Source organism: Pseudomonas sp. NFACC24-1 (assembly GCF_900115235.1).
Classification (GTDB): domain Bacteria; phylum Pseudomonadota; class Gammaproteobacteria; order Pseudomonadales; family Pseudomonadaceae; genus Aquipseudomonas; species Aquipseudomonas fluorescens_AA.
This window is the reverse complement of sequence record NZ_FOVS01000057.1, coordinates 1-16,180: the sequence shown is the minus strand read 5'-3', so window position 1 is coordinate 16,180 and position 16,180 is coordinate 1. Positions and strand designations below refer to the sequence as shown.

Sequence of the window (16,180 nt, the reverse complement as noted above, 5' to 3'; positions counted from 1 at the left end):
TCAACCATGTCAGCCTTGTTCAGGAAGACAACGATGTACGGAACGCCTACCTGACGGGACAGCAGGATGTGCTCACGGGTTTGTGGCATCGGACCATCAGCGGCCGAGCAAACCAGGATCGCGCCGTCCATCTGGGCAGCACCGGTGATCATGTTTTTTACGTAGTCGGCGTGACCTGGGCAGTCAACGTGTGCGTAGTGACGCACGGCCGAATCGTATTCAACGTGAGCGGTGTTGATGGTGATACCACGAGCTTTCTCTTCCGGGGCGCTGTCGATCTTGTCGAAGTCAACCTTGGCCGAACCGAAAACTTCGGAGCAGACACGGGTCAGAGCAGCGGTCAGCGTGGTTTTACCGTGGTCAACGTGACCGATGGTGCCAACGTTGACGTGCGGTTTGTTCCGTTCAAATTTTTCTTTAGCCACGACAATTAACTCCTAGCTTAAAGGGGCTGAATCAGCCTTGCTTTTTGGTAACAGTCTCGACGATATGCGACGGAGCTGTATTGTATTTTTTGAATTCCATAGAGTAGCTTGCGCGACCCTGAGACATGGAACGAACGTCGGTTGCGTAACCGAACATCTCGCCCAACGGCACCTCGGCACGAATCACTTTGCCGGAAACCGTATCTTCCATACCCAGAATCATGCCACGACGACGGTTAAGGTCGCCCATGACATCACCCATGTAGTCTTCAGGCGTAACGACTTCCACCGCCATGATCGGCTCAAGCAACTCACCGCCACCCTTCTGGGCCAGCTGCTTGGTTGCCATGGAGGCAGCCACCTTAAACGCCATCTCGTTGGAGTCGACGTCATGGTAAGAACCATCGAACACAGTCGCCTTCAGGCCGATCAGCGGATACCCGGCGACAACGCCGTTCTTCATCTGCTCTTCGATACCCTTCTGGATCGCCGGGATGTATTCCTTAGGAACCACACCACCTACGACTTCGTTCAGGAATTGCAGACCTTCCTGACCTTCGTCAGCCGGTGCAAAACGGATCCAGCAGTGACCGAACTGGCCACGACCACCGGATTGGCGAACGAACTTGCCTTCGATTTCACAGCTCTTCGTGATGCGCTCACGATAGGAAACCTGAGGCTTACCAATGTTGGCTTCGACGTTGAACTCACGGCGCATCCGGTCAACCAGGATGTCCAGGTGCAACTCACCCATGCCGGAGATGATCGTTTGACCAGTCTCTTCATCGGTCTTGACGCGGAAAGACGGGTCTTCCTGAGCAAGCTTGCCCAGAGCGATACCCATTTTTTCCTGGTCGTCCTTGGTCTTAGGCTCAACGGCAACCGAAATAACCGGCTCCGGGAAGTCCATGCGAACCAGGATGATTGGCTTGTCAGCGTTGCACAAAGTTTCACCGGTGGTGACGTCCTTCATGCCGATCAAGGCCGCGATGTCGCCAGCGCGCACTTCCTTGATTTCTTCACGGGCGTTTGCGTGCATCTGCACCATACGACCCACACGCTCTTTCTTGCCTTTTACCGAGTTGATCACGCCGTCGCCGGAGGCCAACACGCCCGAGTAAACTCGAACAAAGGTCAAGGTACCCACGAATGGGTCGGTAGCGATCTTGAACGCCAAAGCCGCGAACGGCTCGTCGTCACTTGCGTGACGCTCCATTTCCTCTTCCTCGTTATCCGGGTTGGAACCCTTGATAGCAGGAATGTCGGTTGGAGCAGGCAGGAAGTCGATAACGGCGTCGAGAACCAGGGGAACACCCTTGTTCTTGAAGGAAGAACCGCAAACAGCCAGAACGATCTCACCAGCGATAGTACGCTGACGCAGAGCGGCCTTGATTTCCTCGTTGGTGAGCTCTTCACCTTCGAGGTACTTGTTCATCAGCTCTTCGCTGGCTTCGGCCGCAGCCTCAACCATGTTGCTGCGCCATTGCTCGGCTTCTTCCAACAGTTCGGCAGGAATGTCCTTGCGAACAGGGACCATGCCCTTGTCGGAATCGTTCCAGTAGACAGCTTGCATGTTGATCAGATCGATCTGACCCTGGAAGTTGTCTTCGGAACCGATAGCCAGCTGGATCGGCACCGGAGTGTGACCCAGGCGCTGCTTGATCTGAGCGATCACGCGCAGGAAGTTGGCACCAGCACGGTCCATCTTGTTTACATAAACAAGACGTGGAACGCCGTATTTGTTGGCCTGACGCCATACGGTTTCCGACTGAGGCTCAACACCCGAAGTACCACAGAACACAACGACAGCGCCGTCGAGTACGCGCAGGGAACGTTCAACTTCGATGGTGAAGTCTACGTGGCCCGGGGTATCGATAACGTTGAAGCGGTGCTCGTGCGGGTACTGCTTCTCGGAACCTTTCCAGAAGGCGGTGATAGCAGCAGAAGTAATGGTAATACCACGCTCCTGCTCCTGCACCATCCAGTCTGTGGTCGCGGCGCCATCATGCACCTCGCCCATTTTGTGACTCTTGCCGGTGTAAAAAAGGACGCGCTCGGTGGTGGTGGTTTTACCAGCATCCACGTGAGCAACGATACCGATGTTACGGTAGCGGTTAATCGGTGTAGTACGAGCCATAAAGCCCTCGCAAATTGAGTGACGCTAAAATTAGAAGCGGTAGTGCGAGAAAGCCTTGTTGGCTTCAGCCATACGGTGCACGTCTTCACGCTTCTTAACTGCAGCACCTTTACCTTCAGCAGCGTCCAACAGTTCACCAGCCAAACGCAGAGCCATGGACTTCTCGCCGCGCTTGCGGGCGAAGTCTACCAGCCAGCGCATTGCCAGGGCGTTACGACGGGACGGACGAACTTCGACCGGAACCTGGTAAGTAGCACCGCCTACACGGCGCGACTTCACTTCGACCAGCGGAGCGATGGCGTCGAGAGCTTTCTCGAAGATTTCCAGGGGATCGCTGTTCTTGCGTTCCTTAACTTTGTCCAGTGCGCCATAAACGATACGCTCGGCAACGGCTTTCTTGCCGCTTTCCATTACGTGGTTCATGAACTTGGCGAGAATCTGGCTTCCGTATTTCGGATCGTCCAGAATCTCACGTTTGGCTGCTACGCGACGTCTTGGCATTGATAAGCCCTCAAACGGTCTTCAGGTTAGCCCGGGACAGCGGATGCGTGCCCGACCTTACTCTTATCGACTCAATAAAATTAAAAACTGCTAAACGGCCGATTATTTCGGACGCTTGGTACCGTACTTCGAACGACCTTGGTTACGACCTTTAACGCCGGAAGTATCCAAAGAGCCGCGAACGGTGTGGTAACGAACACCTGGCAAGTCTTTTACACGACCGCCGCGGATCAGGACCACGCTGTGCTCTTGCAGGTTGTGGCCTTCACCGCCGATGTACGAGGAAACCTCGAAACCGTTGGTCAGACGCACACGGCATACTTTACGCAGTGCCGAGTTAGGTTTTTTCGGCGTGGTGGTATACACACGGGTGCATACGCCACGACGTTGCGGGCAGTTCTGCAGCGCAGGCACGTCGGATTTCTCGACGATACGCTTACGCGGCTGACGTACCAGCTGGTTGATAGTTGCCATCTACTAGCTCCACTGTTGTCTTGCGACGCTATTGTCTTACAAGAAAAGCAAAATGGCAGGAACGAATTCCCGCCAAATTTAGGGGATCAAGAGTCTAAAGAGGATCTTGTCCCCAGTCAAGGCAAGGCCCCGACCTCCCCGCCCGCCGGATCTCGACAATTTGTCTCGATCCGCCGAACGGAGCGACCAGGGCCTGGCACTCAATTACCGCAGAACTCAGTTACCACTCGAGTTCAGCGCTTCGGTCAGTGCAGCTTCCACTTCACTGGCGCTTACGCGCAACGGCTTGTCGGCATCACGGCGACGCTTGCGCTCGCTGTGATAGGCCAAACCGGTACCGGCCGGGATCAGACGACCCACGACCACGTTTTCTTTCAGGCCGCGCAGATAATCGCGCTTGCCGGTTACCGCCGCTTCGGTCAGTACACGGGTGGTTTCCTGGAAGGAAGCCGCCGAGATGAACGATTCGGTGGACAACGACGCCTTGGTGATACCCAGCAGCACGCGAGTGAACTTGGAGACAAACTTGTCTTCGGTCGCCAGGCGCTCGTTTTCCACCAGTACGTGAGTCAGTTCCATCTGGTCGCCCTTGATGAAACTCGAGTCGCCAGATTCAGCGATCTCGACCTTACGCAGCATCTGACGCAGGATGGTCTCGATGTGCTTGTCGTTGATCTTCACGCCTTGCAGACGGTAAACGTCCTGGATCTCGTTCACGATGTACTTGGCCAGCGCACTCACACCCAGCAGACGCAGGATATCGTGTGGATCGCTCGGACCGTCCGAGATAACTTCGCCGCGGTTTACCTGTTCGCCTTCGAAGACGTTCAGGTGACGCCACTTCGGAATCAGCTCTTCGTACGGATCGCTACCGTCGTTCGGTGTAATGACCAGGCGGCGCTTGCCCTTGGTCTCTTTACCGAACGCGATGGTGCCGCTGACTTCAGCCAGAATCGAGGCTTCTTTCGGACGACGGGCTTCGAACAAGTCGGCAACACGCGGCAGACCACCGGTGATGTCGCGGGTTTTCGAAGTTTCCTGCGGGATACGGGCGATAACATCACCGATCGCGATCCGCGCACCGTCCGCAACACCGACCAGGGCGTTGGCTGGCAGGAAGTACTGAGCGATTACGTCAGTGCCTGGCAGCAACAGATCCTTGCCGTTGTCGTCGACCATCTTCACGGCCGGACGGATATCCTTGCCGGCAGCTGGACGATCCTTTGGATCGAGCACTTCAATGTTGGTCATACCGGTCAATTCGTCGGTCTGACGCTTGATCGTGATGCCTTCTTCCATGCCCACGTAGGTCACGGTACCTTTCATCTCGGTCACGATCGGGTGGGTGTGCGGGTCCCACTTGGCCACAATGGCGCCAGCGTCGACCTTGTCACCTTCCTTGACCGAAATCACAGCACCGTACGGCAGCTTGTAGCGCTCGCGCTCGCGACCGAAGTCGTCAGCGATGGCCAGCTCACCGGAGCGGGATACCGCAACCAGGTGACCGTCCACGCGCTCTACGTGCTTGAGGTTGTGCAGGCGGACAGTACCGCCATTCTTCACCTGGACGCTGTCAGCCGCGGAGGTCCGGCTTGCCGCACCACCGATGTGGAACGTACGCATCGTCAGCTGTGTACCCGGCTCACCGATGGACTGGGCCGCGATAACGCCGACCGACTCACCGATGTTCACCTGATGACCACGAGCCAGGTCGCGACCGTAGCACTTGGCGCAGATGCCATAGCGGGTTTCGCAGCTGATCGGCGAACGTACGATCACTTCGTCGATGCTGTTGAGTTCGATGAACTCGACCCACTTCTCGTCTACCAAGGTGCCAGCAGGAACGATCACGTCCTCGGTACCCGGCTTGAATACGTCACGGGCGATGACACGACCCAATACGCGTTCACCCAACGGCTCTACAACGTCACCGCCTTCAATGTGCGGCGTCATGACCAGGCCATGTTCTGTGCCGCAATCGATCTCGGTCACGACCAGATCCTGGGCAACGTCTACCAGACGACGAGTCAGGTAACCGGAGTTCGCGGTTTTCAACGCGGTATCCGCAAGACCCTTACGAGCACCGTGAGTGGAGATGAAGTACTGGAGTACGCTCAAGCCTTCACGGAAGTTCGCAGTAATCGGGGTCTCGATGATGGAGCCGTCCGGCTTGGCCATCAGGCCACGCATACCGGCGAGCTGACGGATCTGCGCAGCAGAACCCCGTGCGCCCGAGTCGGCCATCATGTACATCGAGTTGAACGATTCCTGGTCGACTTCGTTGCCATGACGGTCGATGACCTTCTCTTTCGAGAGGTTGGCCATCATCGCCTTGGATACTTCGTCGTTCGCCTTGGACCAGAGGTCGATCACCTTGTTGTACTTCTCGCCCTGGGTTACCAGGCCGGAGGCGTACTGGCTTTCGATCTCTTTCACTTCTTCGGTGGCAGCACCGATGATGCGGGCTTTTTCATCCGGGATAACGAAGTCGTTAACGCCGATGGAAACGCCGGAAATGGTCGAATAGGCAAAACCGGTGTACATCAACTGGTCAGCGAAGATCACGGTCTCTTTCAGACCAACCACGCGGTAGCACTGGTTGATCAGCTTGGAGATCGCCTTTTTCTTCATCGGCAGGTTGACGACATCGAAGGACAGGCCTTTTGGCACAACCTGGAACAACAGCGCACGGCCGACGGTGGTGTCGACGATACGGGTGTTGGTCACGCTGCCGCCATCACGGTCGTTCACGGTTTCGTTGATCCGCACCTTGACCTTGGCATGCAGTGCGGCTTCGCCGGCACGGAACACACGGTCAACTTCCTGCAGATCCGCGAACACACGACCTTCGCCCTTGGCGTTGATCGCTTCGCGAGTCATGTAGTACAGACCCAATACAACGTCCTGCGACGGAACGATGATTGGCTCACCGTTGGCTGGCGACAGGATGTTGTTAGTCGACATCATCAACGCGCGCGCTTCGAGCTGGGCTTCCAGCGTCAGCGGCACGTGCACGGCCATTTGGTCGCCGTCGAAGTCGGCGTTGTACGCAGCACAGACCAGCGGGTGCAGCTGGATAGCCTTACCTTCGATCAGTACCGGTTCAAACGCCTGGATACCCAGACGGTGAAGGGTCGGTGCACGGTTGAGCAATACTGGGTGTTCGCGAATCACTTCGGCGAGAACGTCCCAGACCTCTGGCAGCTCGCGCTCGACCATTTTCTTGGCCGCTTTGATGGTGGTAGCGAGACCACGCATTTCCAGCTTGCCGAAAATGAACGGCTTGAACAGTTCCAAGGCCATTTTCTTAGGCAGACCGCACTGGTGCAGACGCAGGGTCGGGCCTACGGTAATAACCGAACGACCGGAGTAGTCAACACGCTTACCGAGCAAGTTCTGACGGAAACGACCCTGCTTACCCTTGATCATGTCAGCCAGGGATTTCAGAGGACGCTTGTTGGAACCGGTGATAGCGCGACCACGACGACCGTTGTCGAGCAGTGCATCGACAGCTTCCTGCAACATACGCTTTTCGTTACGCACGATGATGTCCGGAGCGGACAGATCAAGCAGGCGCTTCAAGCGGTTGTTACGGTTGATCACTCGACGATACAAGTCGTTGAGGTCGGAAGTCGCGAAACGACCGCCATCGAGCGGAACCAGTGGACGCAGGTCTGGCGGCAGTACCGGCAGAACGGTCAGCACCATCCACTCTGGCAGGTTGCCGGAACCCTGGAAGGCTTCCATCAACTTCAGACGCTTGGACAGCTTCTTGATCTTGGTTTCGGAGTTGGTTTGCGGAATTTCTTCGCGCAGGCGGCCAATCTCGTGCTCCAGGTCGATAGCGTGCAGCAGTTCGCGGACAGCTTCGGCACCCATGCGGGCATCGAAATCGTCGCCGAACTCTTCCAGCGCTTCGAAGTACTGCTCATCGTTGAGCAACTGACCTTTTTCAAGGGTGGTCATGCCTGGATCGATAACGACGTAGCTCTCGAAGTAGAGAACGCGTTCGATATCACGCAGGGTCATGTCCATCAGCAGGCCGATACGGGACGGCAGCGATTTCAGGAACCAGATGTGGGCAACCGGCGAGGCCAGCTCGATGTGCGCCATGCGCTCACGACGAACTTTTGCCAGCGCAACTTCAACGCCGCACTTCTCGCAGATCACACCACGGTGCTTCAAGCGCTTGTACTTACCGCACAGGCACTCGTAATCCTTGACCGGGCCAAAGATCTTGGCGCAGAACAGGCCGTCACGCTCAGGTTTGAACGTACGGTAGTTGATGGTTTCCGGCTTTTTAACTTCACCGAACGACCACGAACGGATCATCTCAGGCGAGGCCAATCCAATACGGATGGCGTCGAACTCTTCGACTTGACCCTGGTTTTTCAGCAAATTCAGTAGGTCTTTCAAGGCCTTTCCTCCTGGCGGAGCAGAGAGCGGGCAAAACAGCCCCGCTCTCGATTCGCGTCACGTGTTATTCGGTTTCCAGATCGATATCGATGCCGAGGGAACGAATTTCCTTGATCAACACGTTGAAAGACTCGGGCATGCCCGGCTCCATACGGTGATCGCCGTCCACGATGTTTTTGTACATCTTGGTCCGGCCGTTCACATCGTCCGACTTCACTGTGAGCATTTCTTGCAGAGTGTATGCAGCACCGTACGCTTCCAGTGCCCAGACCTCCATCTCCCCGAAACGCTGACCACCGAACTGCGCCTTACCACCCAGCGGCTGCTGGGTAACCAGGCTGTAAGAACCGGTAGAACGAGCGTGCATCTTGTCGTCTACCAAGTGGTTCAGCTTCAGCATGTACATGTAGCCAACGGTAACCGGGCGCTCGAACTTGTTGCCGGTACGGCCGTCGAACAGCTGCATCTGGCCGCTTTCCGGCAGGTCTGCCAGTTTCAGCATGGCCTTGATTTCGCTTTCCTTGGCACCGTCGAACACCGGAGTAGCCATTGGAACGCCGCCGCGCAGGTTCTTCGCCAGATCCAGGATTTCCTGGTCGGAGAAAGTGTCCAGCTCTTCGTTGCGTCCGCCGATCTCGTTGTAGATCTCGTGCAGGAACTTACGCAGGTCCGCGACCTTGCGCTGCTCTTCGATCATCCGGTTGATCTTCTCGCCCAAGCCCTTGGCCGCGAGGCCCAAGTGGGTTTCAAGGATCTGACCAACGTTCATACGCGAAGGTACGCCCAACGGGTTGAGGACCACATCGACCGGGGTGCCATTGGCATCGTGCGGCATGTCTTCAACCGGCATGATCACGGAGACCACACCCTTGTTACCGTGACGACCGGCCATCTTGTCGCCCGGCTGGATGCGACGACGGATTGCCAGGTAAACCTTGACGATTTTCAGCACGCCTGGAGCCAGGTCATCGCCTTGCTGCAGTTTGCGCTTCTTGTCTTCGAACTTGTCGTCCAGCAGACGGCGGCGATCAACGATATAGGCCTGGGCCTTCTCGAGCTGCTCGTTCAGAGCATCTTCAGCCATGCGCAGTTTGAACCACTGGCCATGCTCAAGACCGTCGAGGACTTCGTCGGTGATTTCCTGACCTTTCTTCAGGCCGGCGCCACCTTCGGCTTTGTGGCCGACCAGGGCGGAACGCAGACGCTCGAAAGTTGCGCCTTCGACGATACGGAACTCTTCGTTCAGGTCCTTGCGGATCTCGTCGAGTTGAGTCTTCTCGATGGACAGTGCACGAGCATCACGCTCAACGCCGTCGCGAGTGAAGACCTGTACGTCGATGACGGTACCTTTGGTGCCAGTAGGCACGCGCAGGGAAGTGTCTTTAACGTCACTGGCTTTTTCACCGAAGATGGCACGCAGCAGTTTTTCTTCCGGAGTCAGCTGGGTCTCGCCTTTCGGAGTGACCTTGCCCACCAGGATGTCGCCTGCGCCTACTTCAGCACCTACATAAACGATACCGGCTTCGTCCAGCTTGTTCAGTGCAGCTTCACCCACGTTCGGGATGTCCGCAGTGATTTCCTCTGGGCCAAGCTTGGTGTCACGGGCCACACAGGTCAGTTCCTGAATGTGGATCGTGGTGAAGCGGTCTTCCTGAACCACACGCTCGGACAGGCAGATGGAGTCTTCGAAGTTGAAGCCGTTCCATGCCATGAACGCGATGCGCATGTTCTGACCCAACGCCAGTTCACCCATATCGGTGGACGGACCGTCGGCCATGATGTCGCTGCGCTGAACCCGATCACCCTTGCTCACCAGCGGACGCTGGTTGATGCAGGTGTTCTGGTTGGAGCGGGTGTATTTGGTCAGGTTGTAGATGTCGACACCGGCTTCGCCGGTTTCAACTTCGTCATCGGCAACACGAACCACGATACGGCTGGCGTCGACGGAGTCGATCACACCACCACGACGAGCCACGACGCAAACGCCGGAGTCACGGGCAACGTTACGCTCCATGCCGGTACCAACCAGCGGCTTGTCGGCACGCAGCGTTGGTACAGCTTGACGCTGCATGTTCGAACCCATCAACGCACGGTTGGCGTCGTCGTGCTCGAGGAACGGGATCAGCGACGCTGCAACCGACACTACCTGCTTCGGCGATACGTCCATCAAGGTGACGTCTTCCGGCGCCTTGACGGTGAACTCGTTCAGGTGACGAACAGCTACCAGCTCGTCGACCAGGACCTTCTTGTCGTTCATCGTGGCCGAAGCCTGGGCGATCACGTGATCGGCTTCTTCGATGGCGGACAGGAACACGATCTCGTCGGTAACCAGGGCGTCTTTCACCACGCGGTACGGGCTCTCGAGGAAGCCGTACTGGTTGGTGCGCGCATAGGCGGCCAGGGAGTTGATCAGACCGATGTTCGGACCTTCCGGCGTTTCGATCGGGCAGACACGACCGTAGTGAGTCGGGTGTACGTCACGAACTTCGAAGCCTGCACGCTCACGGGTCAGACCGCCTGGGCCGAGTGCGGAGACACGACGCTTGTGGGTGATCTCGGACAGCGGGTTGTTCTGGTCCATGAACTGGGACAGTTGGCTCGAACCGAAGAACTCCTTCACCGCCGCAGCCACAGGCTTGGCGTTGATCAGGTCTTGCGGCATCAGGCCTTCGCTTTCAGCCATCGACAGACGTTCCTTGACCGCGCGCTCTACGCGCACCAGGCCAACACGGAACTGGTTCTCGGCCATCTCGCCTACACAGCGAACACGACGGTTACCCAGGTGGTCGATGTCATCGACGATGCCTTTGCCGTTACGGATGTCGACCAGGGTCTTGAGGACCGCAACGATGTCATCCTTGTTCAGCACGCCCGAACCTTCGATCTCGGTACGACCGATACGACGGTTGAACTTCATCCGGCCGACCGCAGACAGGTCATAGCGTTCAGGGCTGAAGAACAGGTTGTTGAACAGGGTCTCGGCCGCATCCTTGGTTGGCGGCTCGCCAGGACGCATCATGCGGTAGATTTCGACCAGGGCTTCCAGTTGGTTGCCGGTGGAGTCGATCTTCAGCGTGTCGGAGATGAACGGACCGCAGTCGATGTCGTTGGTGTACAGGGTTTCGATACGAACGACCTGGGCCTTGGCGATTTTCGCCAGGATCTCGGTGGTCAGCTCGGTATTGCACTCTGCAAGGATTTCGCCGGTGGCCGGATGCACGATGACCTTGGCCGTGGTGCGACCCAGGACGTAGTCGATCGGTACCTGAAGCTCTTTGATCCCGGCTTTTTCCAGCTGGTTGATGTGGCGAGCGGTGATACGACGACCCTGCTCGACAATAACCTTGCCTTTGTCATCCTGGATATCGAGGACAGCGATTTCACCGCGCAGGCGCTGAGGCACCAGTTCCAGGCTGAGGTTTTCACCTTGCACGTGGAAGACGTTGGTGGTGTAGAACGCGTCCAGCACTTCTTCAGTGGTATAGCCGAGCGCACGCAGCAGTACCGATGCAGGCAGCTTGCGGCGACGGTCGATACGCACGAATACGCAGTCTTTCGGGTCGAACTCGAAGTCCAGCCACGAACCGCGGTAAGGAATGATGCGCGCGGAGTAAAGCAGTTTGCCGGAGCTGTGCGTCTTGCCACGGTCGTGGTCGAAGAACACGCCCGGGGAACGGTGCAGCTGGGAAACGATTACACGCTCGGTACCGTTGATTACGAAGGTACCGTTTTCAGTCATCAGGGGGATTTCACCCATGTAGACTTCTTGCTCTTTGATGTCCTTGATCGCTTTGTTCGACGATTCTTTGTCGAAAATGATCAGGCGCACTTTTACCCGCAAAGGTACGGCGTAAGTAACACCGCGCAATACGCATTCTTTGACATCAAATGCCGGTTCGCCCAGGCGATAACCGACGTACTCCAGCGCAGCATTGCCGGAGTAGCTGATGATCGGGAAAACGGATTTGAAGGCCGCATGCAGGCCCACGTCGCGGAACTGATCTTTAGTCGCTCCCGCTTGCAAGAATTCACGATACGAATCCAGCTGGATGGCCAGGAGGTACGGCACATCCATGACGTCCGGCAACTTGCTAAAGTCCTTGCGGATACGTTTTTTCTCAGTATATGAGTAAGCCATCAGCGTTCCCCAGCTTGGTCACCTGCTTGTTTGGCCCCTCCCGACGGGAGCAGCCAGAAAATCGTGCAAACCCCATGGTTTGCGCCACCACATCGGGTGGTTACAGCTCGCTATCGGCACCGACCCAGTCGGCTGCCAATAACGGAAAAAGGCCGGTGGCAAGAGCCACCAGCCATCAGCCTGTCGCTTAACGCTCGGGCTGGAGACGCAAAGTCGATGCTTACTTCAGCTCGACTTTAGCGCCTGCTTCTTCCAGAGCGGCCTTGGCTTTGTCAGCTGCGTCTTTGGCAACAGCTTCCAGAACCATGGCAGGAGCGCCGTCAACTACAGCCTTGGCTTCTTTCAGGCCCAGACCGGTCAGTTCACGTACTGCCTTGATCACGTTTACTTTCTTCTCGCCAGCTTCGGTCAGCATGACGTTGAATTCGGTTTGCTCTTCAGCAACGGCAACAGCAGCAGCTGGACCAGCGGAAGCAGCAGCAGCGGTAACACCGAACTTTTCTTCGAAAGCTTTGATCAGCTCAACAACTTCCATTACGGACATGTTGCCAACGGCTTCGAGGATATCGTTTTGAGAGATAGACATGACTCTAAATTCCTGGATTGGGGGACGGCCTACGCGACCATCGAAATAAACAAAAAACGCGAAAAGGAGTGTCGAGCCTTAGGCTGCGGCAGCTTCTTTCTGGTCGCGCAGTGCCGCCAGAGTACGAGCCAATTTGCTGGTTGCGCCTTGAATCACGCTCATCAGCTGGGAAATTGCTTCGTCACGGGTCGGCAGAGTTGCCAGTACGTCGATCTGGTTAGCTGCGAGGAACTTGCCCTCGAACGCAGCTGCCTTAATCTCGAACTTGTCCTGACCTTTGGCGAATTCCTTGAACAAACGGGCAGCAGCACCAGGATGTTGGGTGGAGAACGCGATCAAGGTCGGGCCGGTGAACACGTCGTTGAGGACACTGTATTCAGTGTCAGCAACAGCGCGCTTGAGCAGGGTGTTACGTACAACACGTACGTAAACGCCAGCTTCACGAGCCTCTTTACGGAGTCCGGTCATAGCGCCTACTGTTACGCCACGGGCATCAGCCACGACAGCGGACAGAGCAGCTTTGGCAGCCTCGTTGACTTCAGCGACGATGGCCTTCTTGTCTTCGAGTTTAATTGCCACGGGTTTAACTCCTGCTTGTTACCGTTTCATTCGGTCGAAACCGAATGTCGTTTTGGTGTCTGATTCGGTAAGGAACCGGGAGCACCATCTGCGTAGGCTTGTGGTTTAAGACTTGCGTCGCCTACGGTCTTGGACAGCCCCCGCCAGGCAGGGACCCCAATTTTTTGATTGGCGCGATCGCTCGCGCCAACCTGAGTCTTACGCGTCGAGCGAGCTCTGGTCGATGACCAGACCTGGGCCCATAGTGGTGCTCAGGGTAACGCGCTTGACGTAGATGCCTTTCGAAGAAGCCGGCTTGATACGCTTCAGATCAGCGATCAGGGCTTCAACGTTTTCCTTCAGCTTGACGGCATCGAAGCCGATCTTGCCAACGGAAGTGTGGATGATGCCGTTTTTGTCGGTGCGATAACGAACCTGACCAGCCTTGGCGTTCTTAACCGCGGTGGCTACGTCTGGCGTTACGGTGCCGACTTTAGGGTTAGGCATCAGACCACGTGGACCGAGGATCTGACCCAACTGGCCTACAACGCGCATGGCATCCGGGGATGCGATCACTACGTCATAGTTCAGGTCGCCGCCTTTCATTTCGGCAGCCAGATCGTCCATACCGACGCGATCAGCACCAGCAGCCAGAGCAGCTTCAGCTGCTGGGCCCTGGGTGAAGACTGCTACACGAACGGTCTTGCCAGTGCCGTGTGGCAGCACGGTAGCGCTACGAACGACCTGGTCGGATTTACGTGGGTCAACGCCCAGGTTTACAGCAACGTCGAACGACTCGCTGAACTTGACAGTCGACAGCTCAGCCAGCAGAGCGGCGGCGTCTACAAAGTTGTAGGCCTTGCCTGCTTCGATTTTGCCGGCGATAGCCTTTTGACGCTTGGTCAGCTTAGCCATTACACACCCTCCACGTTAAGGCCCATGCTACGAGCAGAACCGGCGATAGTACGCACGGCTGCATCCATATCAGCTGCAGTCAGATCCGCGTTTTTGGTTTTCGCGATTTCTTCCAGCTGAGCACGGGTAACGGTGCCAACCTTAACGGTGTTTGGACGAGCGGAACCGCTGGTCAAACCTGCAGCCTTCTTCAGCAGAACCGAAGCTGGGGTGCTTTTTGTTTCGAAGGTGAAGCTGCGGTCGCTGTAGACAGTGATGATCACTGGAGTCGGCAGACCTGGCTCAAGACCCTGAGTACGGGCGTTGAAGGCCTTGCAGAATTCCATGATGTTCACGCCGTGCTGACCCAGTGCAGGACCAACAGGTGGGCTTGGGTTAGCCTGAGCGGCCTTCACTTGCAGCTTGATGTAAGCGGTAATTTTCTTGGCCATGAGGCACTCCAATTACGGGTTCGAACGCCTCGAAAGGCTCCCCGGTTACTTGCGCGTTTATCCCAGTGACGACAAAACCCCACAGCCTTGGGCTGCGGGGTTGGGATGCCTGTTCAATCAGACCTTTTCGACCTGACTGAACTCAAGCTCTACCGGAGTAGAGCGACCGAAAATGAGCACTGCCACTTGGATCCGGCTCTTTTCGTAGTTAACTTCTTCAACCGTGCCATTGAAGTCAGCGAATGGACCGTCGGTGACACGTACAACCTCACCCGGTTCAAACAACGTCTTCGGCTTCGGCTTGTCGCTACCATCAGCGACACGACGCAGAATCGCTTCTGCCTCCTTATCCGTGATCGGCGCAGGCTTGTCGGCAGTACCGCCAATGAAACCCATCACCCGAGGGGTATCCTTGACCAAGTGCCAAGTCCCTTCGTTCATATCCATCTGTACCAGCACGTAGCCCGGAAAGAACTTGCGTTCACTTTTGCGCTTCTGGCCATTACGCATCTCAACCACTTCTTCAGTGGGGACCAGAATCTCGCCAAAGCCATCTTCCATGCCAGCCAGCTTTACGCGCTCTACCAGCGAGCGCATGACATGCTTCTCGTAACCCGAGTAAGCATGCACAACGTACCAACGCTTAGCCACGGGACACCCTTAGCCAACAATCAAGGAAACAAGCCAGCCGAGCAGGGAATCTAGCCCCCACAACAGCAACGCCATTACCAGAACAACAGCCACAACGATCAACGTGGTCTGCGTGGTTTCTTGGCGAGTCGGCCATACGACTTTACGAATCTCAGTGCGAGCTTCCTTAGCGAGTACAAAGAAAGACTTGCCCTTGGCCGTCTGCAGACCTACAAAGGCAGCAACAGCAGCAATGGCGAGCAATGCAAGTACACGGTACAGGATCGGCGAAGCAGAATAATACTGATTGCCAACAACGCCAATAACCACCAAAGCGACTACCACTAGCCACTTGAGCAGATCGAAGCGAGAGCCTTGAGCTTCAGCTTTAGGAGTCATCTATGAAGATCCTGTGAAAAGAAAGCCAGACACACTGAGTGAATCTGGCAGGTCAGGAGGGAATCGAACCCCCAACCTACGGTTTTGGAGACCGTCGCTCTGCCAATTGAGCTACTGACCTAAAACAAAATCAGGCCGACCATTATGCCGGCCCGAAAAAGACATTACAACTGTTTACTCGATGACTTTGGCTACGACGCCGGCGCCGACGGTACGACCGCCTTCACGGATAGCGAAACGCAGGCCGTCTTCCATCGCGATGATCTTGATCAGGGTAACAGTCATCTGAATGTTGTCACCTGGCATTACCATTTCAACGCCCTCTGGCAGCTCGCAGTTACCAGTCACGTCAGTTGTACGGAAGTAGAACTGTGGACGGTAGCCTTTGAAGAACGGAGTGTGACGACCGCCTTCTTCCTTGCTCAGAACGTAAACTTCTGCGGTGAACTTGGTGTGCGGCTTGACGGTGCCTGGCTTGACCAGAACCTGGCCACGCTCAACGTCGTCACGCTTGGTGCCGCGCAGCAGTACGCCGCAGTTCTCGCCAGCACGACCTTCGTCGAGCAGCTT

General features: G+C 56.3%; 12 protein-coding genes, 1 tRNA gene and 1 pseudogene. All 14 read right to left on the bottom strand.

Features of this window, described 5'->3' with window-relative positions:
- On the bottom strand, positions 1–425 hold a 425-nt coding region (locus BM317_RS28975), incomplete at its 3' end, for a GTP-binding protein (RefSeq protein WP_139236087.1).
- A 31-nt stretch (positions 426–456) separates the two neighbouring features.
- Positions 457–2,562 (bottom strand): elongation factor G, encoded by a 2,106-nt coding sequence (gene fusA / locus BM317_RS28970; RefSeq protein WP_060740393.1) that lies wholly within the window; start codon positions 2,560–2,562, stop codon positions 457–459.
- A gap of 30 nt (positions 2,563–2,592) precedes the next feature.
- Positions 2,593–3,063: a 30S ribosomal protein S7 gene (rpsG, locus tag BM317_RS28965; RefSeq protein WP_003186074.1), complete on the bottom strand. Its 471-nt coding sequence runs from the start codon at positions 3,061–3,063 to the stop codon at positions 2,593–2,595.
- A gap of 102 nt (positions 3,064–3,165) precedes the next feature.
- Positions 3,166–3,537, bottom strand: a complete 372-nt coding sequence (rpsL, locus tag BM317_RS28960; protein ID WP_003186084.1) for a 30S ribosomal protein S12 — start codon at positions 3,535–3,537, stop codon at positions 3,166–3,168.
- 216 nt (positions 3,538–3,753) lie between these two features.
- Positions 3,754–7,953 carry a DNA-directed RNA polymerase subunit beta' gene (rpoC, locus tag BM317_RS28955; RefSeq protein WP_092176802.1) on the bottom strand — a complete coding sequence of 1,400 codons (4,200 nt, stop codon included), beginning with the start codon at positions 7,951–7,953 and terminating at the stop codon, positions 3,754–3,756.
- 64 nt (positions 7,954–8,017) lie between these two features.
- Positions 8,018–12,091 carry a DNA-directed RNA polymerase subunit beta gene (gene rpoB / locus BM317_RS28950; protein ID WP_060740392.1) on the bottom strand — a complete coding sequence of 1,358 codons (4,074 nt, stop codon included), beginning with the start codon at positions 12,089–12,091 and terminating at the stop codon, positions 8,018–8,020.
- A 220-nt stretch (positions 12,092–12,311) separates the two neighbouring features.
- On the bottom strand, positions 12,312–12,677 hold the full coding sequence (gene rplL / locus BM317_RS28945; RefSeq protein ID WP_072412391.1) for a 50S ribosomal protein L7/L12: 366 nt from the start codon (positions 12,675–12,677) through the stop codon (positions 12,312–12,314).
- 78 nt (positions 12,678–12,755) lie between these two features.
- On the bottom strand, positions 12,756–13,256 hold the full coding sequence (gene rplJ, locus BM317_RS28940; RefSeq protein WP_003206099.1) for a 50S ribosomal protein L10: 501 nt from the start codon (positions 13,254–13,256) through the stop codon (positions 12,756–12,758).
- Between the two features lie 198 nt (positions 13,257–13,454).
- Positions 13,455–14,150 (bottom strand): 50S ribosomal protein L1, encoded by a 696-nt coding sequence (gene rplA / locus BM317_RS28935; protein WP_003186095.1) that lies wholly within the window; start codon positions 14,148–14,150, stop codon positions 13,455–13,457.
- Positions 14,150–14,581, bottom strand: a complete 432-nt coding sequence (gene rplK, locus BM317_RS28930; protein ID WP_003176435.1) for a 50S ribosomal protein L11 — start codon at positions 14,579–14,581, stop codon at positions 14,150–14,152. Before rplK ends, rplA begins: the two co-directional genes overlap by 1 nt.
- Positions 14,582–14,698: 117 nt before the next feature.
- On the bottom strand, positions 14,699–15,232 hold the full coding sequence (gene nusG / locus BM317_RS28925) for a transcription termination/antitermination protein NusG (RefSeq protein ID WP_003186097.1): 534 nt from the start codon (positions 15,230–15,232) through the stop codon (positions 14,699–14,701).
- Between the two features lie 9 nt (positions 15,233–15,241).
- Entirely contained in the window at positions 15,242–15,610 is a 369-nt protein-coding gene (secE, locus tag BM317_RS28920) for a preprotein translocase subunit SecE (protein WP_003206102.1), read from the bottom strand.
- Between the two features lie 45 nt (positions 15,611–15,655).
- A tRNA-Trp gene (locus BM317_RS28915) sits at positions 15,656–15,731 on the bottom strand.
- A 53-nt stretch (positions 15,732–15,784) separates the two neighbouring features.
- A pseudogene (locus BM317_RS28910) lies at positions 15,785–16,180 on the bottom strand (elongation factor Tu); the annotation flags it as partial.